The sequence below is a fragment of the Pseudarthrobacter sulfonivorans genome, assembly GCF_024391045.1.
GTDB lineage: Bacteria > Actinomycetota > Actinomycetes > Actinomycetales > Micrococcaceae > Arthrobacter > Arthrobacter sulfonivorans_B.
Map to the genome: position 1 here is coordinate 115,568 of NZ_JANFCZ010000002.1, position 21,855 is coordinate 137,422.

A 21,855-nucleotide genomic window follows, 5' to 3' on the forward strand; every position below is an offset into this window, starting at 1 on the left:
GGCGTCAGTGCTTCCGCACGGCCCTGGTCAGCTCGGCGCGGGCCAGCATCTCGTCGTCGGACGGATAGGCCACTTCCTCCAGGACCAGGGGGTGTGGCGCGGCCAGGACTGACTTGGCGTCACGCTTCTGCGCCAGCAGCCGCTCATACAGCCAGCCCGGTTCCTCCGCGCCCTCCCCCACAAACAGAGCCGAACCCACCAGGGACCGGACCATGTTGTGGCAGAAAGCGTCCGCCCGGACGGTGGCCACGATGACGCCGTCCTCGCCGCGGCGGAACTCGAACCGCTGCAGCTCACGGATGGTGGTGGCGCCTTCCCGCGGCTTGCAGTACGCCAGGAAATTCTGCAGGCCCAGCAGCTTCGCCGCGCCCTCGTTCAGCAGGTCAACATCCAGGGGGTTCTTGTGCCACAGCGTGAAGTAGCGTTCCAGCGGATCCCACAGACCAGGGCCGTCGGCGATGCGGTAGCTGTACCGCCGCCACAGGGCCGAGAAGCGGGCGTCGAACCCCGCCGGAGCCAGCGACACCTGATGGATTTCGACGGCACCGGACAGGTCGCCCAAACCCCGGCTCAGCGCACCCCGGATACGACGCAAAAGCGCGACGCCGGGATCCAGTTCGTGCCCGCGCGGCAGCCCCAGCCACTCGGCTTCGGTCAGGTCAAGGTGGACCACTTGGCCGCGGGCGTGCACGCCCGCGTCAGTCCGGCCGGCCACGGTGACCCGGAGCGGCCGGCGGACCAGCAAGGCCAGCGCCTCCTCCAGGACTCCCTGGACGGTGCGCAGGCCCGGCTGCAGCGCCCACCCGCTGAAGGGACCGCCGTCGTACGACAAATCAAGCCGCACACGCAAAAACCCGCCGCCCCCTGATACGGGGGCCGCGGGTTTTTGGTCGTTCATAGACCTAAGTCTACTGGAGCGACAGAGGCTGATTACTCAGCTTCGGTGGCCTGTGCAGCCTCGCCGCCGGCAGGCGCGAAGCCTGCAGCTGCGGCGGATTCGGCAGAGTCGAACCAGACCTCAGCCGTGGTGGCGTCGTACCAGCGTGAGCCGGGAACGTGGTACTTCATGGAGTCCTCGTTGCCCTTGACCTCGAAGCCCTCGGGGGCAACGTTGTCAGCCGTAGCAGGCTTGGAGCCGGCGTACTTGGCTTCAGCAGCCTCGGCAGCCGGAGCCTCGGCAGCTTCGGTCTCGGCAACCTCGGCCTCGGCGGGAGCTTCTTCGGCGGCCGGAGCAGCCTTCTCAGCATCGCGCTTGGCAGCGGAGGTAGCTTCGGCCACAACAGCCTGCTTGGCGGAAACCGGCTCGAGAACCAGTTCGATGACAGCCATGGGAGCGTTGTCGCCCTTGCGGTTGCCGATCTTGGTGATACGGGTGTAGCCGCCGTCGCGGTTCTCCACTGCCTGTGCAATGTCGGTGAACAGCTCGTGGACAACGCCCTTGTTGCTGATCAGGCCGAGGACACGGCGGCGGGAAGCGAGGTCGCCACGCTTGGCGAAGGTCACCAGACGCTCGGCGTACGGCTTCAGGCGCTTGGCCTTGGTCACCGTGGTGGTGATCCGCTTGTGCTCGAACAGTGCTGCTGCCAGGTTCGCGAGCATGAGACGCTCGTGAGCCGGGCCGCCTCCGAGGCGCGGACCCTTAGTGGGGGTAGGCATAATTGTTTCTCCTCATATGGAAGCCGGTGGTGGGCACACCATGGTGCCCGCCGGCCAAGATCTGTTTTAGAGTTCGTCGTCGCCGAAGGCGGCGTCGTCCTCTTCAATTGCTGCTGCGCGTGCTGCGAGGTCAAAACCGGGAGGCGAATCCTTGAGGGACAGGCCCAGTTCAACCAGCTTTGCCTTGACTTCGTCAATGGACTTGGCACCGAAGTTACGGATGTCCATCAGGTCAGCCTCGGAGCGGGCAACGAGTTCACCCACGGTGTGGATGCCCTCACGCTTGAGGCAGTTGTAGGAACGGACGGTGAGGTCCAGATCCTCGATCGGCAGTGCCATGTCCGCTGCCAGGGCAGCATCCGTCGGCGACGGGCCAATCTCGATACCTTCAGCTGCGGTGTTCAGCTCGCGTGCCAGACCGAAGAGTTCCACCAGGGTGGTGCCTGCGGACGCAACAGCATCGCGCGGGGCGATGGCCTGCTTGGTCTCGACGTCGACAATGAGCTTGTCGAAGTCGGTGCGCTGCTCAACACGGGTTGCTTCCACGCGGAAAGTAACCTTCAGCACCGGCGAGTAGATCGAGTCGACCGGAATACGGCCGATCTCGGCGTCGCCGGACTTGTTCTGAGCTGCCGAAACGTAGCCGCGGCCGCGCTCGATGGTCAGTTCGAGTTCGAACTTGCCCTTCGAGTTCAGCGTGGCAATGTGCAGATCCGGGTTGTGGAATTCGACGCCGGCCGGCGGAGCAATGTCCGCGGCGGTGACGACTCCGGGGCCCTGCTTGCGCAGGTAAGCAACAACCGGCTCGTCGTGCTCGGAGGAGACCGACAGGCTCTTGATGTTCAGGATGATCTCGGTGACATCTTCCTTGACACCAGGAACCGTGGTGAACTCGTGCAGCACGCCATCGATCCGGATGCTGGTTACAGCGGCACCGGGGATGGAGGAGAGCAGGGTACGGCGGAGGGAGTTTCCGAGGGTGTAGCCGAAGCCCGGTTCCAGCGGTTCAATGATGAAACGCGAGCGGTTTTCGGAGACTACCTCTTCGGAGAGGGTGGGGCGCTGTGCAATGAGCACTTAGGTTTCCTTTCGGCGAGCATCCGCTATATGACGCAACACAGGTGGTGGAAATTCGGTCTGAAGACTTAACGCGGCTGGGCTTGCCCGGACCGCAACGGTCCGGGCAAGCTCAACTGCTGGAAAGGCTTAGACGCGGCGGCGCTTCGGCGGACGGCAGCCGTTGTGCGCTGCGGGGGTGACGTCCTGGATGGAGCCAACCTCGAGGCCAGCGGCCTGCAGCGAGCGGATTGCGGTCTCGCGTCCGGAACCCGGGCCCTTGACGAAAACGTCAACCTTGCGCATGCCGTGCTCCTGGGCACGCTTGGCAGCAGCTTCGGCAGCCATCTGGGCTGCGAACGGGGTGGACTTACGTGAGCCCTTGAAGCCGACCTCACCTGAGGAAGCCCAGGAGATAACAGCGCCGCTCGGATCCGTGATGGAAACGATGGTGTTGTTAAAGGTGCTCTTGATGTGCGCCTGGCCCAGCGCGATATTCTTTTTGTCCTTCTTACGCGGCTTGCGAACCGCGCCACGAGTCTTTGGGGGCATTATTTTCTCCTACAGAAAGTTATTGGGGAAAGTTCCGTTAATCCCGGCGGGGATTTTAACGGGCCTTCTTCTTGCCTGCGACGGTGCGCTTCGGACCCTTGCGGGTACGGGCGTTGGTCTTCGTACGCTGCCCGCGGACGGGCAGGCCCTTACGGTGGCGAATACCTTCGTAGCTGCCGATTTCAACCTTGCGGCGGATATCAGCTGCTACTTCGCGGCGAAGGTCACCCTCAACCTTGTAGTTGCCTTCGATGTAATCACGCAGTTCAACCAGCTGGGCATCGGTGAGGTCCTTAACTCGGACGTCAGCGCTGATGCCAGTGGCAGCCAGGGTTTCGTGTGCACGGGTCTTGCCCACGCCGTAGATGTAAGTAAGCGCAATTTCCAACCGCTTTTCGCGGGGAATGTCTACGCCAGCGAGACGAGCCATATTGGCAGTACTCCTTGAATAAACCGGAGGTCGTAGGCAGTACACCCGCACGTTCTGTGCGGCCCCAGCCTCCGACCGGGGGTTAGCTGTCCGGGCTCATGCGTCCCAGTTCAGCTTGTGCTGCCTTTATTTACTTGCGTGGGTTAGCAACCCAGGGTTTCCTTCAGGAGAAGGAAATTAGCCCTGGCGCTGCTTGTGGCGCGGGTTCTCGCAGATCACCATGACCCGGCCATTACGGCGGATCACTTTGCACTTTTCGCAGATCTGCTTGACGCTCGGCTTGACCTTCATGGCATTCCTTTGCGTGTGGCAGTTGATCAACTGGAGCAGCGTTCAGCTCATGCTGAAGCTGCCCAGAATTTACTTGTAGCGGTAGACGATACGACCCCGAGTGAGGTCATACGGGCTCAGTTCCACCACTACGCGGTCCTCAGGGAGAATCCGGATGTAGTGCTGGCGCATCTTGCCTGAGATGTGCGCGAGTACGATGTGCTTGTTGGTCAACTCAACGCGAAACATCGCGTTAGGCAGCGCCTCAGTCACAACGCCTTCGATCTCAATGACCCCGTCCTTCTTGGCCATACCCTCCGCTAACTGTTGTTGCCGCGGCCCTGCCGGATTGCACCGGACATGACCACGAACGTTTTTGTTGGATCGGTTGTCACCTCTGGCCCCAAACAGGGCACAGCAGGGCAGACAACCAACAAGCAACACTACCCTGTATCCGGGTAAAAGTTAAATCGGGCATAGTAACCCACTAACCGCCGTAGGCACCAAATTCGCCGGCAGGAGTGCTCACCGCCGCAGCGCTCCGCACGCCATCGAGGATGGCCAAACGTACGACGTCGGCTGCCGCACTCTGGAGCGTGATGAGACTTACCTGCCGCACAGTCTCAGTGCTCCGGTCCAAAGGCACCTCACCAGTAGCCAAACAAAAAACAGTGTCCCCATCGGCCAACGTGTGACTCGGGTTGAGTGCCCGCGCCAACCCGGCATGTGCAGCAGAAGCCGTCCGATAGCACTCGGCAGGGTCAAGTAAGGCGTTCGTTGCCACCACGACAAGTGTCGTGTTTAGAGGCGGGGTTCCGTCAGTCGCTGACGGAGGCTCGGGGAGTTGGACCTGCGCCTCTCGGTGGGCAGGTTCCGGAACCCGGAAGCGCGCGTCTAAGGGAGGAACGACCGAGCGCGCGGAGGGTTGCGGGCCCTGCCCACCGTCGGAAACCGGCAGACCCAACGCGTTCACGACGGCCAGCGCTCCAACAACAACGCCGTTCTCAAGCGTGACCGAAGCCGAGCCAACCCCTCCCTTGAACCGGCCCCGCCCGATGACAGCACCGGTGCCGGCACCCACGTTGCCGCGTCCGACGTCGTGGCCTTCCGGTTGCGCGGCGGCGGCGGCCGTTGCCGCGTAGCCCATGTCTGCCGTCGGGCGCGCTGAAAAGTCGCCGCCGCGGCCCAGGTCGAAGATGGCCGCCGCGGGGACGATCGGCACCACTCCCCCGGCCACCGGGAAGCCTCTGCCGTTTTCCTCGCACCAGCGTTGCGCACCGTGGGCGGTGACCAGGCCGTAGGCGCTGCCGCCGGTGAGGACCACGGCGTCCACGGTGGCTACCAGGGTGGTGGGATCCAGGGCGTCGGTCTCGTGGGTGCCGGGCCCGCCGCCGCGGACGTCCACCGACCCCACTGTCCCGGGCGGCGGCAGGACCACCGTCGCCCCGGTGAGCCAGCCGTCGTCGTTCTTCTGCACGTGCCCCACCCGGATTCCGGGTACGTCGGTAATGGCTCCCATGCGCTCCATTCTGCCCTGCGGCGTCGCCGGTTATCCGATTCGGGCGCGCAAGCCGAACTGTTAGTGAACGGGTCCCGAAGCCTTGGCCAACAATCCGCTGCGGAGCCGGATCCGGCCCTGACCTGCCCGGACGATGTGATGGAGTGGTCTCAAATCCTCCCCAGCCCTGCCCCCGCAGGCCTCCCGATTGAGATCCATGACTCCACAGCTCACGGCCAAGCCCGGCAGTTCCGCGGCATCCGAGGCCGCCGGCAGCGCGAAGCACCAGGGAACCGCGACTTCCCCGAACCGGAAGCGCTGGTCCAGCAGGTCCCGCCGCGATTTCCTTGTCTTCCTCGCATTGGCGCTGCCCAACCTTGTGCTCATCGCGGTGTTTACCTACCTCCCGCTGATCAACAACATCTACTACTCCACGCTGAACTGGACGCTCGGGTCAGCCTCAGCCGCCGTCGTCGGCCTGGAAAATTACGTCACGTTCTTCACCAGCGCCGACGCCGCTCGGGTGCTGGGCACCACCGCCGTGTTCACGGCCGCCACGGTGGGCGGCTCCATGGTGCTAGGCCTGCTCATTGCCCTGGCGCTGAACTCGAAGGTCCGCGGCACCACGTTCGCCAGGTCGGCGGTGTTCGCACCCTATGTCCTCTCCGGTGTGGGTGTGGGACTCGTGTGGCTGTTTATCTTCGACCCCGGCTACGGTGTGCTCGCCTGGATCCTCCGGGGCTTCGGGCAGCCGAGCCCGCAGTGGATCAACGATCCCCAGCTCTCCCTGGTGATGGTGATCATCGTGTACGTCTGGAAGAACCTCGGTTATTGTGCCGTCGTATTCCTCGCGGGGCTCCAGTCGCTGCCGAAGGACGTGATGGAAGCGGCCTCCCTCGACGGTGCCGGCAGTTTCCGGCGGTTCGTCAGCATGGCCCTGCCCCTCCTTTCCCCCACCACGTTCTTCCTGCTGATCACCACCATGCTCAGCTCGCTGCAGGCTTTCGACCTCATCCGAATCATGACGCCGCTCGGCGCCGGCACCAGCACGCTCATCTACGAGGCGTATCTGCAGGCCTTCGGTGCCTACAACCGGGCCGGCTACTCCGCCGCGATCTCCGTGGTCCTCTTTGTCATCCTGCTGGTCATCACGGTGCTGCAGCTGCGGTTCGTCGAAAAGAAAGTCCACTACTCGTGAGTGCTCCCGCCCCCGTCGTCAGCCCCGGTTCGTCCCCAGGCGACGGTGCAACGCCCGACGCCGTCCCGCGCCGCGAGCGGCCATTCTCCCGTGCCAATCTGCTGCAGACGGTGGTGGGCGGCTATGTGCCCCTGGTTGTCGCCGTCCTGGTGGTCTTCCTGCCATTGCTCTGGATGGTGCTGAGCTCCTTCAAGCAGCCGGGTGAAATCGTCACCGTGGACCTGAAGGTGCTCCCGGCCGCCCTTGACCCGGAGAACTACCGGGTGGCCATGACCACCGTGCCGTTCGGGCAGTTCTTCCTCAACAGCACCATCGTCACCGTGGTGGGGTCCGGCATCAAGGTGATCCTTGCCCTGCTGACCGCCTACGCCCTGGTGTTTGTGCGCTTCCCGTTCAAGAACCTGATCTTCGTCCTGATCCTCGTGGCCCTCATGGTCCCGCCCCAGGTGTCCATCCTGCCGAACTACATCCTGATCGCCGGGATGGGCGGAAAGAACACCCTCTGGGGCATCATCCTGCCCGGCCTGGGCACAGCATTCGGCACGTTCCTCCTGCGCCAGCACTTCCTCACCCTGCCCGGTTCCATCCTCGAATCGGCCGAGATCGACGGCGCCGGGCACTGGCGGCGGCTCTGGCAGATTGTGGTGCCGGTGTCCGTCCCCTCAATCGCCACGGTTGCCCTGGTCACCGTGGTCAGCGAATGGAACGAGTACATCTGGCCGCTGATCATCACGGACAAACCCGAAAGCATGACGCTGCCCGTCGGGCTGACGCTCCTGCAGAACTCCGAAAGCAACGGAGCCGGCTGGGGAATCATGATGGCCGGCGCCGTCCTGGTGATCATCCCCATCCTCATCGTCTTCGCCATGCTCCAGCGCTACATCGTGGCCGGCCTGACCCAGGGCAGCGTCACCGGCTAGAGCCCGCACCCACGCCGTCGTCGGGCACCCCGTCCGGCGGCGCCGTCGTGCGCCCATTCCAAACCATCCACCGCATCCAGCATCACCGAGGCACCAAACGAAAGGCAGTACCATGACGTTCACCCTTGATCGACGGTTTTTCCTCACCCTGGCCGGGGCCGGAGCAGGAGCCACCGCACTGGCAGCCTGCGGCGGCCCGTCCACCACCCCCGGCGCGGCCACCACCACCGCCGCCGATATCGACTTCAGCGGCGTGAAGCCCGCCGCGTCCATCGATTTCTGGTCCAACCACCCCGGCAAGTCGCAGGACGTGGAAAAGAGCATCATCGAGAAGTTCCACGCAAAGTACCCGGACATCAAGGTGAACCTGGTGACCGCGGGCGCGAACTACGAGGAAATCGCGCAGAAGTTCCAGACCGCCCAGGCCGCCAAGTCAGGCCTGCCCTCGCTGGTGGTCCTCTCCGACGTCTGGTGGTTCCGCTACTACCTGAACGAGAGCATTATCCCCATCGACTCGCTGGTCAAGCAGCTGGACATCAAGCTGGGCGACTTCCGCACCTCGCTGGTGGATGACTACAAGTACGCCGGCAAGCAGTGGGCCCTCCCCTACGGCCGGTCCACCCCGTTGTTCTACTACAACAAGGACCACTTCGCCGCAGCGGGCCTCCCGGACCGCGCCCCCGCCACCTGGCAGGAGTTCGCCGACTGGGCCCCCAAGCTCAAGGCTGCGTCAGGCGCGCAGTACGCCTTTATGCACCCCGCCCTGGCCGGTTACGCGGGCTGGACCCTGCAGAACAACCTCTGGGGCGAAGGCGGCAGCTGGTCCAAGGGCTGGGACATCACCTGTGATTCAGCCGAATCCGTGGCGGCACTGCAGGCTGCCCAGGACTCCGTATACAAGGACGCCTGGGCCGGCGTCTCCTCCAAGGAATCCGCCGACGACTTCGCCGCAGGCCTGGCTTCGGCCACCCTGTCGTCCACCGGTTCGCTGATCGGCATCCTGAAGTCCGCCAAGTTCAACGTAGGCGTCGGGTTCCTGCCGGGCGGCTCCAAGGAAAAGACCGGGGTGTGCCCCACCGGCGGCGCCGGCTTGGGCATCCCCAGCGGCGTCACCAAGGAGGAACAGCTCGCCGCCGCCATGTTCCTGCAGTTCATGACCGAGCCGGAAAACACGGCCGCGTTCTCGGCCGCCACCGGTTACATGCCCACCCGGACCTCGGCTGACATGACCGCGGTGCTGGCCCAGACCCCGCAGATCAAGATCGCCATGGACCAGCTGGCCGTCACCAAAGTGCAGGACAACGCCCGTGCGTTCCTGCCCGGCGCCGACCAGGAAATGGCCAAGGCGGCCGCCAAGATCCTGACCCAGCAGGGCGATGTCAAGGCCACCATGACCGAGCTGAAGGCAACGCTCGAGGGAATCTACACCAAGGACGTCAAGCCCAAGCTCAAGGCCTGACTTCCGTGCCAGCCGGTGGGCCGCGGCGGGAAGCTCACCGCTGCGGCCCCCACCCAACTGGGTCGCAGTAGATGTCGTTATGAGCCCTCATAACAGCATCAACTGCGACCCAGTTGGGTTTAAGCAGCGGTTACGGAATGGGGACGGGGGTGACGCCGAGCGGGACCAGGTGCTCCGCGCCGCCGTCGGGCGCTGAAAGGACCCAGATCCCCCGGTCGTGGACGGCCACCGAGTGTTCCCACTGGCAGGAGCGCTTGCCGTCGGTGGTCACCACGGTCCAGTCGTCCGCCAGCACGGCGGTGTCAATGCTGCCGCGGACCAGCATGGGCTCGATGGCCAGGCACAGGCCTGCCTTGACCTTGGGGCCGCGGTGGTTGGTCCGGTAGTTCAGGACATCCGGTGCCATGTGCATTTCGGAACCGATGCCGTGGCCCACGTAGTCTTCCAGGATGCCCAGCGGCTTGCCCGGCACCGAGGAGACGTAGTCATCGATGGCTGCACCGACGTCGCCCACGTGGCCTCGCTTGGCCAGTGCCGCGATGCCGTGCCACATGGCGGCCTGCGTGACGTCCGAGAGGCGCTGGTCCTCGGGATCCGCCGTGCCAACAATTACCGTCCGGGCAGAGTCCGAGTGCCAGCCGTCAACGATCGCGCCGCCGTCGATGGAGATGATGTCTCCGTCCTTCAGGACCTTGCTGCCGGGAATCCCGTGCACCACTTCCTCGTTCACGGACGTGCAGACCGTCGCCGGGAAGCCGTGGTAGCCGAGGAAGTTGGACTTGGCACCTGCCTCGTTCAGCACCGCGGCGAAGACGTCGTCCAGGTGCTTGGTGGTGACGCCGGGCACGGCCGCGGCCACGGCCGCGTCCAGGGCACGGCTCAGGACCAGGCCGGCCTCGTGCATGGTGCGCATCTGGGCGTTGGTCTTGTATTCGATACGGGGCTGGCCGAAAGCCATGGTGTGTCCTTTCAATGGCTGAGGCTCCTCCCGGAATCCGGGAGGAGCCTCGAATAACTTAGTTGCCTGTTCAGGCGGCCTGCGCTCCCTTGATGGCTTCCATGACGCGGTCGGTGACCTCGTCGATGCCGCCGATGCCGTCAACCCGGGTCAGGATGCCACGGTCGGCATACTTGGCCACAACGGCTTCGGTCTGCTCGTGGTAGAGGTCCAGTCGGTGACGGATAACGGCTTCGTTGTCGTCACTCCGGCCGGTTTCCTTGGCACGGCCCAGGAGGCGTGCCACGAGTTCCTCATCGTCTGCAGTCAGCTGCAGGACGACGTCGAGCTTTTCCTCGCTGCTGGCGAGGATCCCGTCGAGGTAATCCACCTGCGCGGTGGTGCGCGGGTACCCGTCCAGGAGGAAGCCGTTTTCGACGTCGGACTCGCCGAGCCGGTCACGGACCATCTTGTTGGTCACGCTGTCCGGAACGAAGTCGCCGGCGTCCATGTACTTCTTGGCCTCGATGCCAAGGGGCGTTTCGCCCTTCACATTGGCTCGGAAGATATCGCCGGTGGAGATCGCCACGACACCGAGGCGCTCGGAGATACGTTCCGCTTGGGTTCCTTTACCGGAGCCGGGCGGCCCAATAATCAACATTTTAGTCATCGCAATAGCCCTTCGTAGTGACGTTGCTGTAGTTGCGCATCTATTTGCTTGACGGTTTCAAGGCCAACACCCACCATGATCAGGATCGAGGTGCCACCGAACGGGAAGTTCTGGTTCGCGTTGATCAGTACCAATGCAATCAGCGGAATGAGCGCCACGAAGCCCAGGTAAAAGGCCCCGGGGAGCGTGATCCTTGAGAGCACGTACTGCAGGTAGTCCGCGGTCGGTTTACCGGCACGGATACCCGGAATGAAACCGCCGTACTTTTTCATATTGTCGGAGACCTCTTCAGGGTTGAAGGTGATCGCGACGTAGAAGTAGGTGAAGAACACGATCATGGCGAAGTACAGCACCATGTAGATCGGGTGATCTCCTCGTGTCAGGTTGTTGTTGATCCACTCAACCCACGGCTGCAGCGGCTCGCCGTTCTTGGGCTGGTTGAACTGTGAAATCAGCCCCGGCAGGTACAGCATGGAGGACGCGAAGATCACAGGGATCACGCCTGCCATGTTCACCTTGATGGGGATGTAGGTGCTGGTGCCGCCCACGGTACGGCGGCCGATCATGCGCTTGGCATACTGCACCGGAACACGGCGTTGGGACTGCTCCACGAAGACCACCAGGGCAACTGTCACCAGTCCAATGGCGAGGACCAGGAAGAACGTTCCCGGACCCTGCGAGGTCCAGATCGCACCCAGGGAGGTGGGGAACTGCGCGGCGATGGAGGTGAAGATGAGCAGCGACATACCGTTGCCGACACCCTTTTCCGTGACCAGTTCGCCCATCCACATGATGAGTCCGGTACCGGCGGTGAGCGTGATGATAATCAGGATCGTGGTGACGATGCTGTTATCGGGGATGATCGGCAGCGCACAGCCCGGCAGCAGCTGGCCTGAGCGGGCCAACGACACCAGCGTCGTGGCGTTGAGCAAACCAAGGGCAATGGTGAGGTACCGGGTGTACTGGGTGAGCTTGGACTGCCCTGAGGCGCCCTCCTCGTACAGCTGCTGGAACCGGGGAATGACCACCCGGAGCAGCTGGACGATGATGCTGGCCGTAATGTACGGCATGATGCCCAGGGCGAAGATGGACACCTGAAGCAAGGCGCCGCCGCTGAACAGGTTGACGAGCTGGTAGAGCCCGCCCGCGGTCTGACCGTTCTGCAAGCATTGCTGGACATTCTGGTAGTTCACACCAGGCGAGGGAATGAAGGCACCCAAGCGGAAGATTGTGATGATTCCCAGCGTGAACAACAACTTGCGTCGCAGATCAGGCGTGCGAAAGGCCCGGCCAAATGCGCTAAGCAAGCGTCCTCCTGTGTTGTAAATGGGGTGGTGTGATGGGTGTCAATAATCCCAACAACCGAGTCTAACGGGTGGATTGGCCATGCGAATAATCCGCGGGGCCAATCGCGCGACGGACGGCAGGAATTATTCGGTGTGCGGATGTGAAAAAACTCCCGGCGTGCAGGGCCCTGGGGTCCTGCACACCGGGAGTCAACAACGGACTTCCGCCCACCGGCTCCTTAGAGCGCGGTGGTGCTTCCGCCCGCTGCGGCGATCTTTTCTGCGGCGCTGGCCGAGAATGCGTGGGCGGTGACGTCAACCTTGACGGTGATGTCGCCGGTGCCCAGCACCTTGACGGGCTGGTTCTTGCGAACGGCGCCCTTTTCGACCAGGTTTTCCACGGTGACGGCGCCACCTTCCGGGAACAGCTCGTTGAGCTTGTCCAGGTTTACAACCTGGAACTCAACCCGGAACGGGTTCTTGAAGCCGCGAAGCTTCGGCAGGCGCATGTGCAGCGGCAGCTGGCCGCCGGCAAAGCCAGCCTTGACCTGGTAGCGGGCCTTCGTACCCTTGGTACCGCGGCCAGCGGTCTTACCCTTGGAACCTTCACCACGACCCACACGGGTCTTGGCGGTCTTGGCACCCGGGGCGGGACGCAGGTGGTGGACCTTCAGAGCGTTCTGCTTCTCAGCAGACTCTGCGGCGGTCTTGTTCTCTGCCATTACTTCGCCTCCTCTACATTCACGAGGTGCGGAACCGTGTTGAGCATTCCCACGGTGACGGCGTCGGCGGTGCGGACAACTGTGTGTCCGATCCGCTTCAGGCCGAGTGACCGCAGGGTGTCGCGCTGGTTCTGCTTGGCGCCAATGACGCCCTTGATCTGGGTGATCTCCAACTGGGAGTCGGAGGGAATCAGGTTCTTAGCCATGACTTAGACACCCGCCTTCTGGTTCAGGATTGCCTTCACCATTGCCGGCGGAGCAACCTCGTCGAGGGGCAGGCCGCGGCGTGCTGCCACTGCTGCCGGCTCTTCGAGACGCTTCAGGGCATCAACGGTCGCGTGAACGATGTTGATGGCGTTTGCGGAACCGAGCGACTTGGAGAGGATGTCGTGGATGCCCACGCACTCCAGTACTGCACGGACCGGACCACCGGCGATAACACCGGTACCAGCGGAAGCCGGACGCAGCATAACAACGCCTGCAGCAGCCTCACCCTGTACGCGGTGCGGGATGGTGTTGCCAATGCGGGGTACGCGGAAGAAGGACTTCTTGGCCTCTTCAACGCCCTTCGCGATTGCGGCAGGAACTTCCTTAGCCTTGCCGTAGCCAACGCCGACCATACCGTTACCGTCACCAACGACGACCAGAGCGGTGAAGCTGAAGCGACGACCACCCTTGACCACCTTGGAAACGCGGTTGATGGTGACAACGCGTTCTACGAACTGGCTCTTCTCAGCTTCACGGCCGCCGTCGCGGCCACCACGGCCACCACGGTCGCCGCGGCCCTGGCCACGGTCTCCACGCTCGCCACGACGAGCGCCACCACGGCGGTCGTCAGCGGCAGCTGCGGGAGCAGTGGTCTCAGTGGCCGGAGCAGCTACGGCTTCAGTCGCCTTCTGATCTGCAGACACAGTGTCCTTTTCCTTGTTTGCTTCCGTCACAGTGACAGCCCACCTTCACGTGCGCCGTCAGCGACAGCAGCAATCCGGCCGTGGTACTTGTTACCACCGCGGTCGAAGACAACTGCTTCGATACCGGCAGCCTTCGCACGCTCGGCAACGAGCTCGCCAACGCGCTTGGCCTTGGCGGTCTTGTCGCCTTCGAATGCACGAAGGTCGGCTTCCAGCGTGGAGGCGCTTGCTACGGTCAGGCCCTTGGTGTCATCGACAACCTGGACGAACACGTGGCGTGCGGAACGGTTGACGACCAGACGAGGACGTACAGCCGTACCGGAGATGCGCTTGCGGATACGAAGCTGGCGGCGGCTGCGCGAAGCAGACTTGCTCTTGTTCGTGCGCTTCTTGTTAATTGAGATGGCCATGGTTACTTACCAGCCTTTCCGACCTTGCGGCGGATGACTTCGCCTGCGTAGCGAATGCCCTTGCCCTTATAGGGGTCCGGCTTCCGCAGCTTGCGAATGTTGGCAGCAACCTCGCCGACCTGCTGCTTGTTGATTCCTGAAACAGAGAGCTTGGTCGGGGTCTCAACTGCAAAGGTGATGCCCTCCGGTGCGGAGACATTTACCGGGTGGCTGAAACCGAGAGCGAACTCCAGGTCAGATCCCTTGGCCTGAACGCGGTAACCGGTACCAACGATTTCAAGCTTCTTCTCGTAGCCCTTGGTAACGCCCTCGATCATGTTGGAGATCAGGGTGCGGGTCAGGCCGTGGAGTGAACGGGAGGCGCGCTCGTCGTTCGGGCGGGCGACGGTCAGGGTCTCTGCTTCCAGGGAAACCTCGATCGGGCTGGCCACAGTGTGGTTCAGCTCGCCCTTGGCACCCTTGACGCTGACGACAGAGCCGTCAACCTTGACCTCAACGCCGGCGGGAACGGTGATGGGGAGACGTCCAATACGTGACATTATTCTCTTCCTTTCCCGTTACCAGACGTAGGCGAGGACTTCGCCGCCCACGCCCTTCTTGCCGGCTTGCTTATCAGTCAAGAGGCCGGAAGAGGTGGACAGGATTGCGACACCCAGGCCACCGAGCACGTGCGGGAGGTTGGAGGACTTTGCGTAAACACGCAGGCCCGGCTTGGAAATACGACGAACACCAGCGATTGAACGCTCGCGGTTCGGACCGAACTTGAGCTCGAGGGTCAGCTTCTTGCCAACTTCAGCGTCTTCTTCTTTCCAGGAGGCGATGTAACCTTCGGCCTTCAGGATGTCGGCAACGCGTGCCTTGAGCTTGCTGTACGGCATGGTCACGGAATCGTGGTATGCCGAGTTTGCATTGCGCAGACGCGTAAGCATGTCTGCGACAGGATCTGTCATTGTCATGGTGGGCTCTTGCCCTTCCTCATAACGGTTTCCTCGCCGCGGCGTGAAGCCTCGGCGAAGGACCTGTTACGTAGTTAGATTAGTCTTCGGCCTTGAACGGGAAACCAAGCGCCTTCAGCAGCGCGCGGCCTTCGTCATCGGTCTTGGCAGTGGTCACAACCGTGATGTCCATGCCGCGGGTGCGGTCGATGGAATCCTGGTCGATTTCGTGGAACATAACCTGCTCGGTCAGACCGAAGGTGTAGTTGCCGTTGCCGTCGAACTGCTTGCCGCTGAGGCCGCGGAAGTCGCGGATACGGGGCAGAGCCAGCGTGACCAGACGATCCAGGAATTCCCACATGCGGTCCCCACGCAGAGTTGCGTGTGCGCCGATGGGCATGCCTTCGCGCAGCTTGAACTGTGCGATCGACTTGCGGGCCTTGGTTACCTGCGGCTTCTGGCCGGTGATGGCGGTGAGATCGCGGACAGCGCCGTCGATCAGCTTGGAGTCCTTGGCGGCATCTCCAACACCCATGTTCACAACGACCTTCACCAGGCGGGGAACCTGGTTGACGTTTTCGTACTTGAATTCCTCAATGAGCGTGCTCTTGATGGAATCGGCGTACTTGGTCTTCAGACGAGGAACGATCTTCGCTGCCGGAGTCTCGAGAGTCTCAGTCATTAGATGTCCTTCCCGGAGCTCTTGGCCACGCGGACACGCACTTCGCGCTTCACGCCATCGCGCTCAACGGTCTCGGTGCGGAAACCGACGCGGGTGGGCTTCTTGGTGGACGGGTCAACCAGAGCCACGTTGGAGATGTGGATCGAAGCTTCTACGACCTCGATGCCACCGGTCTTGGTGCCGCGCTGCGACTGACCGACCTTGGTGTGCTTGGTTACGCGGTTAATGCCTTCAACCAACACGCGGTTGGTCTCGGGGAATACGCGCAGAACCTTGCCCTGCTTGCCACGGTCGCCGCCGCGCTCAGCCTTGGCGCCAGTGATGACCTGAACGAGGTCACCCTTTTTGATCTTAGCCATGGACTAGAGCACCTCCGGAGCCAGAGAAACGATCTTCATGAACTTCTTGTCACGGAGTTCACGACCAACCGGTCCGAAGATACGGGTACCGCGGGGGTCACCGTCAGCCTTCAGGATCACAGCTGCGTTCTCGTCAAACTTGATGTAGGAACCATCCGCACGGCGGCGTTCCTTCTTGGTACGGACGATGACTGCCTTGACAACATCGCCCTTCTTTACGTTGCCGCCCGGAATTGCGTCCTTGACGGTAGCGACGATGACGTCGCCAATGCCTGCGTAGCGACGGCCAGATCCACCGAGAACGCGAATGGTAAGGATTTCCTTAGCACCCGTGTTGTCGGCGACCTTGAGTCGCGACTCCTGCTGAATCACTATTTACTCCTTGCGTCGCGCCGGTTCTCAGGCCGAGATCTTGCTACGGAATGAGCCTTGCGGAACGGTTGATCGGGGTGTCTCTTGACCTGCCTGGATTTTGCCAGACCAGGCCTAAACTCCCGTGCCAAAAACATTTGCATCCCAGGTGGTTTCGGACGGGTCCGAAGCGCGAGGGGGCACTATGCCGTGGCACGATTGTTTACGAGGTTGATGTCGACGCACGAACGGCGCCATACAAACTCAAAATCTTAGCACATTTTGGGCCAGCACCCATATCACCAGCAGCGCTCACCCCGCAAGACGGACGACGGCGTCACGCACCGCATGCAATCGGCCCGCCGCGGGTGCCGCTCCCCCGCAAACCCGGCCCGCCGGCGTCGGACGCTCTCTCAGTTGATGCGCCATTTCGGGCGACGCTCGCGCACTCACCCGTTAACGCGGAAACCCCCGCTCCCAAGTGGGAACGGGGGTTTCTGCTGCAGTAACTGGTGTTACTTGGCCTTTTCGAGGATCTCGACCAGGCGCCACCGCTTGGTAGCGGACAGCGGGCGGGTCTCGGCGAGGAGCACGAGGTCGCCGATGCCGGCGCTGTTCTCTTCGTCGTGAGCCTTGATCTTGGTGTTGCGGCGGATGACCTTGCCGTACAAAGCGTGCTTCACGCGGTCTTCTACCTGGACAACGATGGTCTTTTCCATCTTGTCCGAGACCACGTAGCCACGCTTCGTCTTACGGTAACCGCGTTCGCCAGCCGTAGCTGCTGCGGAAACAGTTTCCGTCACGTTCTCGTCCTTTTCACTCACTTGGCATCCTCCTCGGTCTCAACCGTTTCAGCCTTTTCAGCCTTCTTGGTTGCAGCCTTCTTGGACTTCTTCTCTTCCTGGGCTTCCACAACCGGTGCGGCAACCTCGGCACGAATGCCCAGCTCGCGCTCACGGAGAACGGTGTAGATGCGTGCGATGTCCTTCTTTACCGCGCGCAGACGACCGTGGTTCTCCAGCTGACCGGTGGCGGACTGGAAACGCAGGTTGAACAGCTCTTCCTTAGCCTTACGGAGTTCTTCAACGAGGCGCTCGTTGTCGAACGTGTCCAGCTGTGCGGATGCAAGTTCCTTGGATCCTACTGCCATTTCTATTCACCACCTTCGCGACGCAAAATGCGTGCCTTCAACGGGAGCTTGTGGATTGCCAGGCGCAGGGCCTCGCGAGCTACCGATTCTTCGACGCCGGAGATCTCAAAGAGAACCCGTCCCGGCTTGACGTTAGCGACCCACCACTCCGGCGAACCCTTACCGGAACCCATGCGGGTTTCGGCAGGCTTCTTCGTGATCGGACGGTCCGGGTAGATGTTGATCCAGACCTTGCCGCCACGCTTGATGTGGCGGGTCATCGCGATACGGGCAGACTCGATCTGACGGTTGGTGACGTATGCCGGGCTCAGGGCCTGGATGCCGTACTCACCGAAGGAGACCTTGGTGCCGCCCGTAGCAGCGCCGGAACGACCCGGGTGGTGCTGCTTACGGTGCTTGACTCGACGTGGGATAAGCATTTAAGCCTGTCCTCCTTCTACTGCAGCGGGTGCAGCATCAACTGCCAGTGCTTCGGCAGCCGGGGCTGCCTCTGCTGCCGGACGGTCGTTACGACGGCGGCGGTCACCACGGTCAGCGCCACCCGGGCGGCCCGGGCGATCGCTGGGGCCGCGTCCGCGGGACGGAGCAGCAGCTGCCTGCTGTGCCAGTTCCTTGGCGGTGAGGTCACCCTTGTAGATCCAGACCTTCACGCCGATGCGGCCGAAGGTGGTCTTGGCCTCGTAGAAGCCATAGTCGATGTTCGCACGGAGGGTGTGCAGGGGCACACGGCCTTCGCGGTAGAACTCCGAGCGGGACATTTCAGCGCCACCCAGTCGACCGGAGCAGGCGATACGGATGCCCTTGGCACCTGCACGCTGCGCGGACTGCATGGCCTTCTTCATCGCACGGCGGAAAGCCACGCGGGAAGTCAGCTGCTCAGCAACACCCTGGGCAACAAGCTGGGCTTCCATCTCGGGGTTCTTGACCTCGAGGATGTTCAGCTGGACCTGCTTGCCCGTCAGCTTCTCAAGCTCGCCGCGGATGCGGTCTGCTTCAGCGCCGCGGCGGCCGATAACGATGCCGGGACGTGCCGTGTGGATATCCACGCGGACACGGTCACGGGTGCGCTCGATCTCGACCTTGGCGATACCGGCGCGCTCCATGCCCGTGGACATGAGCTGACGGATGCGGATGTCTTCGCGAACGAAGTCCTTGTACCGCTGGCCGGACTTGGTGCTGTCAGCAAACCAGTGCGATACGTGATCGGTGGTGATGCCGAGTCGGAACCCGTGCGGGTTTACTTTCTGTCCCACTTAGCGAGCCTCCTCTTTCTCCGGGGTAGCGACTACCACGGTGATGTGGCTCGTGCGCTTCTTGATCTGAAATGCACGACCCTGGGCGCGCGGCTGGAACCGCTTCATGGTCGGGCCTTCATCAACAAACGCTTCGCTGATGATGAGGTCACCTTCGTCAAACGCAACGCCGTCGCGGTCCGCGAGGACACGGGCGTTGGAGATTGCCGACTGAACTACCTTGAATACCGGCTCCGAAGCTGCCTGCGGGGCAAACTTCAGAATTGCCAGAGCCTCATTCGCTTGCTTACCACGAACAAGGTTGACGACGCGCCGGGCCTTCATAGGCGTTACGCGGATGTGACGCGCAATTGCCTTGGCTTCCATTGCTTTCCTTCTCTCGTCTTTGACGTAAGTGCAGGCGCCTAGCGGCGCTTGCCCTTACGGTCGTCCTTGACATGGCCGCGGAATGTCCGCGTGGGAGCGAATTCGCCGAGCTTGTGCCCGACCATCGACTCAGTGACAAACACGGGGATGTGCTTGCGTCCGTCGTGTACGGCGATCGTGTGCCCGAGCATGTCGGGGATGATCATCGAACGGCGTGACCAGGTCTTAATGACGTTCTTGGTGCCCTTTTCGTTTTCCCTGTCCACCTTCACAAAGAGGTGCTGGTCAACGAAAGGACCTTTTTTCAGGCTGCGTGGCATGTGTCCAGGCTCCTATCGCTTGTTCTTGCCAGTACGACGACGACGCACAATAAGCTTGTCGCTCTCTTTGTTCGGGCGGCGGGTGCGGCCCTCACGCTTACCGTTCGGGTTGACGGGGTTACGTCCACCGGACGTCTTACCCTCGCCACCACCGTGCGGGTGGTCAACCGGGTTCATGGCGACACCACGGACGGTCGGGCGAACGCCCTTCCACCGCATACGGCCGGCCTTGCCCCAGTTGATGTTCGACTGCTCGGCATTGCCGACCTCGCCGATGGTTGCGCGGCAGCGCACATCAACGTTGCGGATTTCGCCGGAAGGCAGACGCAGCTGGGCGAAGCGGCCTTCCTTTGCAACAAGCTGGATCGATGCGCCGGCGGAGCGGCCCATCTTGGCGCCGCCACCCGGACGCAGTTCAACTGCGTGGATTACGGTACCCACCGGGATGTTGAGCAGGGGCAGGTTGTTACCGGGCTTGATGTCAGCACCGGCACCTGCCTCAACGACGTCACCCTGGGAGAGCTTGTTGGGGGCGATGATGTAACGCTTGGTGCCATCAACGTAGTGCAGGAGGGCGATGCGAGCCGTGCGGTTCGGATCGTACTCGATTTCGGCAACGCGGGCGTTGACGCCGTCCTTGTCGTGGCGACGGAAGTCGATCAGACGGTACTGGCGCTTGTGGCCACCACCCTTGTGACGGGTGGTGATCTTACCGGTGTTGTTACGGCCGCCCTTCTTGGGCAGCGGACGTACCAACGACTTTTCCGGCGTCGACCGCGTGATTTCGGTGAAGTCCGCTACGCTCGAGCCACGACGGCCCGGGGTAGTCGGCTTATATTTACGGATTCCCATAATTTATTTCCTCGTTAAAGTGGTCTCCGCTACGAGAGCGGACCGCCGAAGATGTCGATGGTGCCTTCTTTGAGGCTCACAATTGCACGCTTGGTGCTCTTGCGGGTACCCCATCCGAATTTGGTGCGCTTGCGCTTACCGGCACGGTTGATGGTGTTGATCGATTCGACCTTGACGGAGAAAATCTTCTCCACGGCCAGCTTGATCTCGGTCTTGTTCGAGCGGGGGTCCACCAGGAAGGTGTACTTGCCCTCATCGATCAGGCCGTAGCTTTTTTCCGATACGACGGGTGCAAGCACGACGTCGCGCGGGTCTTTGATGGTGGCTGCACTCACTTGGCATCCTCCTCGTTCTTTGCCACTGCCTTGTCAGCAACGAATGCTTCGTAGGCAGCCTTGGTGAAGACAACGTCGTCAGAGACGAGTACGTCGTAGGTGTTCAGCTGGTCTGCGTACAGAACGTGAACACCGGCGAGGTTGCGCACGGAAAGTGCTGCAACATCGTTGGCGCGCTCGATGACAACCAGCAGGTTCTTGCGCTCGGAAACTCCGCGCAGCGTTGCCAGTGCGGTCTTGACGGACGGCTTGGTGCCCTCCACCAGTTCAGCAACAACGTGGATGCGACCGTTGCGTGCCCGGTCAGACAGTGCGCCGCGAAGTGCAGCAGCAATCATCTTCTTGGGGGTGCGCTGGCTGTAGTCACGCGGTGTGGGACCGTGGACAACGCCACCGCCGGTCATGTGAGGTGCACGGATTGAACCCTGACGGGCGCGGCCGGTGCCCTTCTGCTTGAACGGCTTGCGACCTGCACCGGAAACCTCGGCGCGGGTCTTGGTCTTGTGGGTACCCTGGCGAGCAGCAGCGAGCTGGGCAACGACGACCTGGTGCAGCAGCGGCACGTTGGTCTGAACGTCGAAGATCTCTGCAGGCAGGTCAACCTTGACAGTGCTAGTCATTGAACTAGGCTCCCTTCACGGCGGTGCGTACGAGTACGACCTGGCCGCGGGCGCCGGGGACGGCACCCTTGATCAGGAGCAGCGACTTCTCGACGTCAACTGCGTGAACCGTGAGGTTCAGCGTGGTGTGACGAACGGCGCCCATGCGGCCGGCCATTTTCATGCCCTTGAAGACGCGGCTCGGGGTGGATGCGCCACCGATTGAACCGGGCTTACGGTGGTTCTTGTGGGCACCGTGGGAAGCTCCAACGCCGTGGAAGCCGTGACGCTTCATAACACCGGCGAAGCCCTTACCCTTGGTGGTGCCGATAACGTCGATCTTCTGGCCGGCTTCGAAGAGCTCAACAGAAAGCTCCTGGCCCAGCTCGTAAGTGTCAGCATCTGCGGTGCGCAGTTCGACGACGTGGCGGCGAGGCGTGACGCCTGCCTTTTCAAAGTGACCAGCCAGCGGCTTGGTGACCTTGCGGGGATCGATCTGGCCGTAGCCGATCTGTACAGCTACGTAGCCATCAGTGTCTGCGTTGCGCAGCTGGGTGATGACGTTCGAATCTGCCTGGACCACAGTGACGGGGATGAGCTTGTTGTTCTCGTCCCAGACCTGGGTCATGCCGAGCTTCGTGCCCAGCAGGCCCTTTACGTTACGGGTTGCGGTCATAG

General features: G+C 62.4%; 32 protein-coding genes and 1 pseudogene. 3 read left to right on the top strand and 30 right to left on the bottom strand.

Features of this window, described 5'->3' with window-relative positions; all coding sequences use genetic code 11:
• Window positions 1-4: 4 nt before the first annotated feature.
• From NQJ30_RS01830 to NQJ30_RS01865, 8 genes are all read right to left on the bottom strand, one after another.
• Window positions 5-898 (bottom strand): tRNA pseudouridine synthase A, encoded by an 894-nt coding sequence (locus NQJ30_RS01830; RefSeq protein WP_255768028.1) that lies wholly within the window; start codon window positions 896-898, stop codon window positions 5-7.
• A gap of 32 nt (window positions 899-930) precedes the next feature.
• The gene (gene rplQ, locus NQJ30_RS01835; RefSeq protein ID WP_255768029.1) at window positions 931-1,656 is read right to left on the bottom strand and encodes a 50S ribosomal protein L17, sunset domain variant; all 726 of its coding nucleotides are present in this window, start codon (window positions 1,654-1,656) and stop codon (window positions 931-933) included.
• A 66-nt stretch (window positions 1,657-1,722) separates the two neighbouring features.
• Window positions 1,723-2,733: a DNA-directed RNA polymerase subunit alpha gene (locus NQJ30_RS01840; protein WP_013601812.1), complete on the bottom strand. Its 1,011-nt coding sequence runs from the start codon at window positions 2,731-2,733 to the stop codon at window positions 1,723-1,725.
• A 129-nt stretch (window positions 2,734-2,862) separates the two neighbouring features.
• Entirely contained in the window at window positions 2,863-3,264 is a 402-nt protein-coding gene (gene rpsK / locus NQJ30_RS01845; protein WP_018760435.1) for a 30S ribosomal protein S11, read from the bottom strand.
• A 55-nt stretch (window positions 3,265-3,319) separates the two neighbouring features.
• Window positions 3,320-3,694, bottom strand: coding sequence for a 30S ribosomal protein S13 (rpsM, locus tag NQJ30_RS01850; protein WP_028275004.1), 375 nt, complete (start codon window positions 3,692-3,694; stop codon window positions 3,320-3,322).
• A 177-nt stretch (window positions 3,695-3,871) separates the two neighbouring features.
• On the bottom strand, window positions 3,872-3,985 hold the full coding sequence (gene rpmJ, locus NQJ30_RS01855) for a 50S ribosomal protein L36 (RefSeq protein ID WP_009358722.1): 114 nt from the start codon (window positions 3,983-3,985) through the stop codon (window positions 3,872-3,874).
• Window positions 3,986-4,054: 69 nt separating this feature from the next.
• On the bottom strand, window positions 4,055-4,276 hold the full coding sequence (infA, locus tag NQJ30_RS01860) for a translation initiation factor IF-1 (RefSeq protein WP_009358723.1): 222 nt from the start codon (window positions 4,274-4,276) through the stop codon (window positions 4,055-4,057).
• A gap of 175 nt (window positions 4,277-4,451) precedes the next feature.
• Window positions 4,452-5,483, bottom strand: coding sequence for a P1 family peptidase (locus NQJ30_RS01865; protein ID WP_255768031.1), 1,032 nt, complete (start codon window positions 5,481-5,483; stop codon window positions 4,452-4,454).
• A 196-nt stretch (window positions 5,484-5,679) separates the two neighbouring features.
• Here NQJ30_RS01865 and NQJ30_RS01870 point away from each other — a divergent pair, with 196 nt between their 5' ends.
• The 3 genes and pseudogenes from NQJ30_RS01870 to NQJ30_RS01880 form a co-directional block, all read left to right on the top strand.
• On the top strand, window positions 5,680-6,660 hold the full coding sequence (locus tag NQJ30_RS01870; RefSeq protein ID WP_255768032.1) for a carbohydrate ABC transporter permease: 981 nt from the start codon (window positions 5,680-5,682) through the stop codon (window positions 6,658-6,660).
• On the top strand, window positions 6,657-7,580 hold the full coding sequence (locus NQJ30_RS01875; protein WP_255768033.1) for a carbohydrate ABC transporter permease: 924 nt from the start codon (window positions 6,657-6,659) through the stop codon (window positions 7,578-7,580). Before NQJ30_RS01870 ends, NQJ30_RS01875 begins: the two co-directional genes overlap by 4 nt.
• Before the next feature lie 112 nt (window positions 7,581-7,692).
• Window positions 7,693-8,829 (top strand): annotated as a pseudogene (locus tag NQJ30_RS01880) (ABC transporter substrate-binding protein); the annotation flags it as partial.
• A gap of 340 nt (window positions 8,830-9,169) precedes the next feature.
• Here the strand turns inward: NQJ30_RS01880 and map are convergent.
• The 22 genes from map to rplC all read right to left on the bottom strand — a co-directional run bounded on the left by map (window position 9,170) and on the right by rplC (window position 21,853).
• Window positions 9,170-9,997, bottom strand: coding sequence for a type I methionyl aminopeptidase (gene map, locus NQJ30_RS01885; RefSeq protein ID WP_255768035.1), 828 nt, complete (start codon window positions 9,995-9,997; stop codon window positions 9,170-9,172).
• 70 nt (window positions 9,998-10,067) lie between these two features.
• Window positions 10,068-10,637: an adenylate kinase gene (locus NQJ30_RS01890; protein ID WP_255768196.1), complete on the bottom strand. Its 570-nt coding sequence runs from the start codon at window positions 10,635-10,637 to the stop codon at window positions 10,068-10,070.
• Window positions 10,638-10,642: 5 nt separating this feature from the next.
• Entirely contained in the window at window positions 10,643-11,953 is a 1,311-nt protein-coding gene (secY, locus tag NQJ30_RS01895) for a preprotein translocase subunit SecY (RefSeq protein WP_255768036.1), read from the bottom strand.
• Window positions 11,954-12,171: 218 nt separating this feature from the next.
• Entirely contained in the window at window positions 12,172-12,654 is a 483-nt protein-coding gene (gene rplO, locus NQJ30_RS01900) for a 50S ribosomal protein L15 (protein ID WP_255768037.1), read from the bottom strand.
• Window positions 12,654-12,860, bottom strand: a complete 207-nt coding sequence (rpmD, locus tag NQJ30_RS01905; protein WP_255768038.1) for a 50S ribosomal protein L30 — start codon at window positions 12,858-12,860, stop codon at window positions 12,654-12,656. Before rpmD ends, rplO begins: the two co-directional genes overlap by 1 nt.
• A 3-nt stretch (window positions 12,861-12,863) precedes the next feature.
• Window positions 12,864-13,595, bottom strand: coding sequence for a 30S ribosomal protein S5 (gene rpsE / locus NQJ30_RS01910; protein WP_255768039.1), 732 nt, complete (start codon window positions 13,593-13,595; stop codon window positions 12,864-12,866).
• A complete protein-coding gene (rplR, locus tag NQJ30_RS01915) occupies window positions 13,592-13,975 on the bottom strand; it encodes a 50S ribosomal protein L18 (protein ID WP_058931720.1) in 384 nt (127 codons plus the stop codon). The genes rpsE and rplR overlap by 4 nt, the downstream gene beginning before the upstream one ends.
• A 2-nt stretch (window positions 13,976-13,977) precedes the next feature.
• Entirely contained in the window at window positions 13,978-14,514 is a 537-nt protein-coding gene (gene rplF / locus NQJ30_RS01920) for a 50S ribosomal protein L6 (protein WP_255768040.1), read from the bottom strand.
• 18 nt (window positions 14,515-14,532) lie between these two features.
• A complete protein-coding gene (gene rpsH, locus NQJ30_RS01925) occupies window positions 14,533-14,931 on the bottom strand; it encodes a 30S ribosomal protein S8 (RefSeq protein WP_255768041.1) in 399 nt (132 codons plus the stop codon).
• A 79-nt stretch (window positions 14,932-15,010) separates the two neighbouring features.
• Window positions 15,011-15,592, bottom strand: a complete 582-nt coding sequence (rplE, locus tag NQJ30_RS01930; RefSeq protein WP_255768042.1) for a 50S ribosomal protein L5 — start codon at window positions 15,590-15,592, stop codon at window positions 15,011-15,013.
• Window positions 15,592-15,951 (bottom strand): 50S ribosomal protein L24, encoded by a 360-nt coding sequence (gene rplX, locus NQJ30_RS01935; RefSeq protein ID WP_066436866.1) that lies wholly within the window; start codon window positions 15,949-15,951, stop codon window positions 15,592-15,594. The genes rplE and rplX overlap by 1 nt, the downstream gene beginning before the upstream one ends.
• A 3-nt stretch (window positions 15,952-15,954) precedes the next feature.
• Window positions 15,955-16,323, bottom strand: a complete 369-nt coding sequence (rplN, locus tag NQJ30_RS01940) for a 50S ribosomal protein L14 (RefSeq protein ID WP_024366126.1) — start codon at window positions 16,321-16,323, stop codon at window positions 15,955-15,957.
• Between the two features lie 494 nt (window positions 16,324-16,817).
• A complete protein-coding gene (gene rpsQ / locus NQJ30_RS01945) occupies window positions 16,818-17,126 on the bottom strand; it encodes a 30S ribosomal protein S17 (protein WP_255768043.1) in 309 nt (102 codons plus the stop codon).
• Entirely contained in the window at window positions 17,123-17,452 is a 330-nt protein-coding gene (rpmC, locus tag NQJ30_RS01950) for a 50S ribosomal protein L29 (RefSeq protein WP_255768044.1), read from the bottom strand. Before rpmC ends, rpsQ begins: the two co-directional genes overlap by 4 nt.
• A gap of 2 nt (window positions 17,453-17,454) precedes the next feature.
• On the bottom strand, window positions 17,455-17,871 hold the full coding sequence (gene rplP, locus NQJ30_RS01955) for a 50S ribosomal protein L16 (protein WP_190987321.1): 417 nt from the start codon (window positions 17,869-17,871) through the stop codon (window positions 17,455-17,457).
• The gene (gene rpsC / locus NQJ30_RS01960) at window positions 17,872-18,705 is read right to left on the bottom strand and encodes a 30S ribosomal protein S3 (protein WP_255768046.1); all 834 of its coding nucleotides are present in this window, start codon (window positions 18,703-18,705) and stop codon (window positions 17,872-17,874) included.
• Window positions 18,706-19,071, bottom strand: coding sequence for a 50S ribosomal protein L22 (gene rplV / locus NQJ30_RS01965; protein ID WP_003803798.1), 366 nt, complete (start codon window positions 19,069-19,071; stop codon window positions 18,706-18,708). It abuts the gene before it with no gap.
• A gap of 38 nt (window positions 19,072-19,109) precedes the next feature.
• Window positions 19,110-19,391, bottom strand: coding sequence for a 30S ribosomal protein S19 (gene rpsS, locus NQJ30_RS01970; RefSeq protein WP_011692805.1), 282 nt, complete (start codon window positions 19,389-19,391; stop codon window positions 19,110-19,112).
• A 12-nt stretch (window positions 19,392-19,403) separates the two neighbouring features.
• Entirely contained in the window at window positions 19,404-20,243 is an 840-nt protein-coding gene (rplB, locus tag NQJ30_RS01975; protein ID WP_255768047.1) for a 50S ribosomal protein L2, read from the bottom strand.
• A gap of 29 nt (window positions 20,244-20,272) precedes the next feature.
• The gene (gene rplW, locus NQJ30_RS01980) at window positions 20,273-20,578 is read right to left on the bottom strand and encodes a 50S ribosomal protein L23 (RefSeq protein ID WP_090950936.1); all 306 of its coding nucleotides are present in this window, start codon (window positions 20,576-20,578) and stop codon (window positions 20,273-20,275) included.
• On the bottom strand, window positions 20,575-21,198 hold the full coding sequence (gene rplD, locus NQJ30_RS01985) for a 50S ribosomal protein L4 (protein WP_190987323.1): 624 nt from the start codon (window positions 21,196-21,198) through the stop codon (window positions 20,575-20,577). The genes rplW and rplD overlap by 4 nt, the downstream gene beginning before the upstream one ends.
• Window positions 21,199-21,202: 4 nt before the next feature.
• Window positions 21,203-21,853 (bottom strand): 50S ribosomal protein L3, encoded by a 651-nt coding sequence (gene rplC / locus NQJ30_RS01990; RefSeq protein ID WP_108599010.1) that lies wholly within the window; start codon window positions 21,851-21,853, stop codon window positions 21,203-21,205.
• Between the last annotated feature and the right edge of the window lie 2 nt (window positions 21,854-21,855).

Coding starts and splice junctions, on each gene's coding strand:
- rplR (WP_058931720.1), bottom strand. CDS start 13,975: ATGGCCATCTCAATTAACAAGAAGCGCACGAACAAGAGCAAGTCTGCT.
- rpmC (WP_255768044.1), bottom strand. CDS start 17,452: ATGGCAGTAGGATCCAAGGAACTTGCATCCGCACAGCTGGACACGTTC.
- infA (WP_009358723.1), bottom strand. CDS start 4,276: ATGGCCAAGAAGGACGGGGTCATTGAGATCGAAGGCGTTGTGACTGAG.
- rplE (WP_255768042.1), bottom strand. CDS start 15,592: ATGACTGAGACTCTCGAGACTCCGGCAGCGAAGATCGTTCCTCGTCTG.
- rplC (WP_108599010.1), bottom strand. CDS start 21,853: ATGACCGCAACCCGTAACGTAAAGGGCCTGCTGGGCACGAAGCTCGGC.
- NQJ30_RS01870 (WP_255768032.1), top strand. CDS start 5,680: ATGACTCCACAGCTCACGGCCAAGCCCGGCAGTTCCGCGGCATCCGAG.
- rplF (WP_255768040.1), bottom strand. CDS start 14,514: ATGTCACGTATTGGACGTCTCCCCATCACCGTTCCCGCCGGCGTTGAG.
- rplV (WP_003803798.1), bottom strand. CDS start 19,071: ATGGAAGCCAAGGCAATTGCGCGTCACATCCGCGTAACGCCTATGAAG.
- map (WP_255768035.1), bottom strand. CDS start 9,997: ATGGCTTTCGGCCAGCCCCGTATCGAATACAAGACCAACGCCCAGATG.
- rplQ (WP_255768029.1), bottom strand. CDS start 1,656: ATGCCTACCCCCACTAAGGGTCCGCGCCTCGGAGGCGGCCCGGCTCAC.
- rpsK (WP_018760435.1), bottom strand. CDS start 3,264: ATGCCCCCAAAGACTCGTGGCGCGGTTCGCAAGCCGCGTAAGAAGGAC.
- rplB (WP_255768047.1), bottom strand. CDS start 20,243: ATGGGAATCCGTAAATATAAGCCGACTACCCCGGGCCGTCGTGGCTCG.
- rplX (WP_066436866.1), bottom strand. CDS start 15,951: ATGGCTAAGATCAAAAAGGGTGACCTCGTTCAGGTCATCACTGGCGCC.
- NQJ30_RS01890 (WP_255768196.1), bottom strand. CDS start 10,637: ATGTTGATTATTGGGCCGCCCGGCTCCGGTAAAGGAACCCAAGCGGAA.
- rpmD (WP_255768038.1), bottom strand. CDS start 12,860: ATGGCTAAGAACCTGATTCCCTCCGACTCCCAGTTGGAGATCACCCAG.
- NQJ30_RS01865 (WP_255768031.1), bottom strand. CDS start 5,483: ATGGGAGCCATTACCGACGTACCCGGAATCCGGGTGGGGCACGTGCAG.
- rpsS (WP_011692805.1), bottom strand. CDS start 19,391: ATGCCACGCAGCCTGAAAAAAGGTCCTTTCGTTGACCAGCACCTCTTT.
- rplP (WP_190987321.1), bottom strand. CDS start 17,871: ATGCTTATCCCACGTCGAGTCAAGCACCGTAAGCAGCACCACCCGGGT.
- rpmJ (WP_009358722.1), bottom strand. CDS start 3,985: ATGAAGGTCAAGCCGAGCGTCAAGCAGATCTGCGAAAAGTGCAAAGTG.
- rpsH (WP_255768041.1), bottom strand. CDS start 14,931: ATGACAATGACAGATCCTGTCGCAGACATGCTTACGCGTCTGCGCAAT.
- rpsM (WP_028275004.1), bottom strand. CDS start 3,694: ATGGCTCGTCTCGCTGGCGTAGACATTCCCCGCGAAAAGCGGTTGGAA.
- NQJ30_RS01830 (WP_255768028.1), bottom strand. CDS start 898: ATGAACGACCAAAAACCCGCGGCCCCCGTATCAGGGGGCGGCGGGTTT.
- rplO (WP_255768037.1), bottom strand. CDS start 12,654: ATGGCAGAGAACAAGACCGCCGCAGAGTCTGCTGAGAAGCAGAACGCT.
- rplD (WP_190987323.1), bottom strand. CDS start 21,198: ATGACTAGCACTGTCAAGGTTGACCTGCCTGCAGAGATCTTCGACGTT.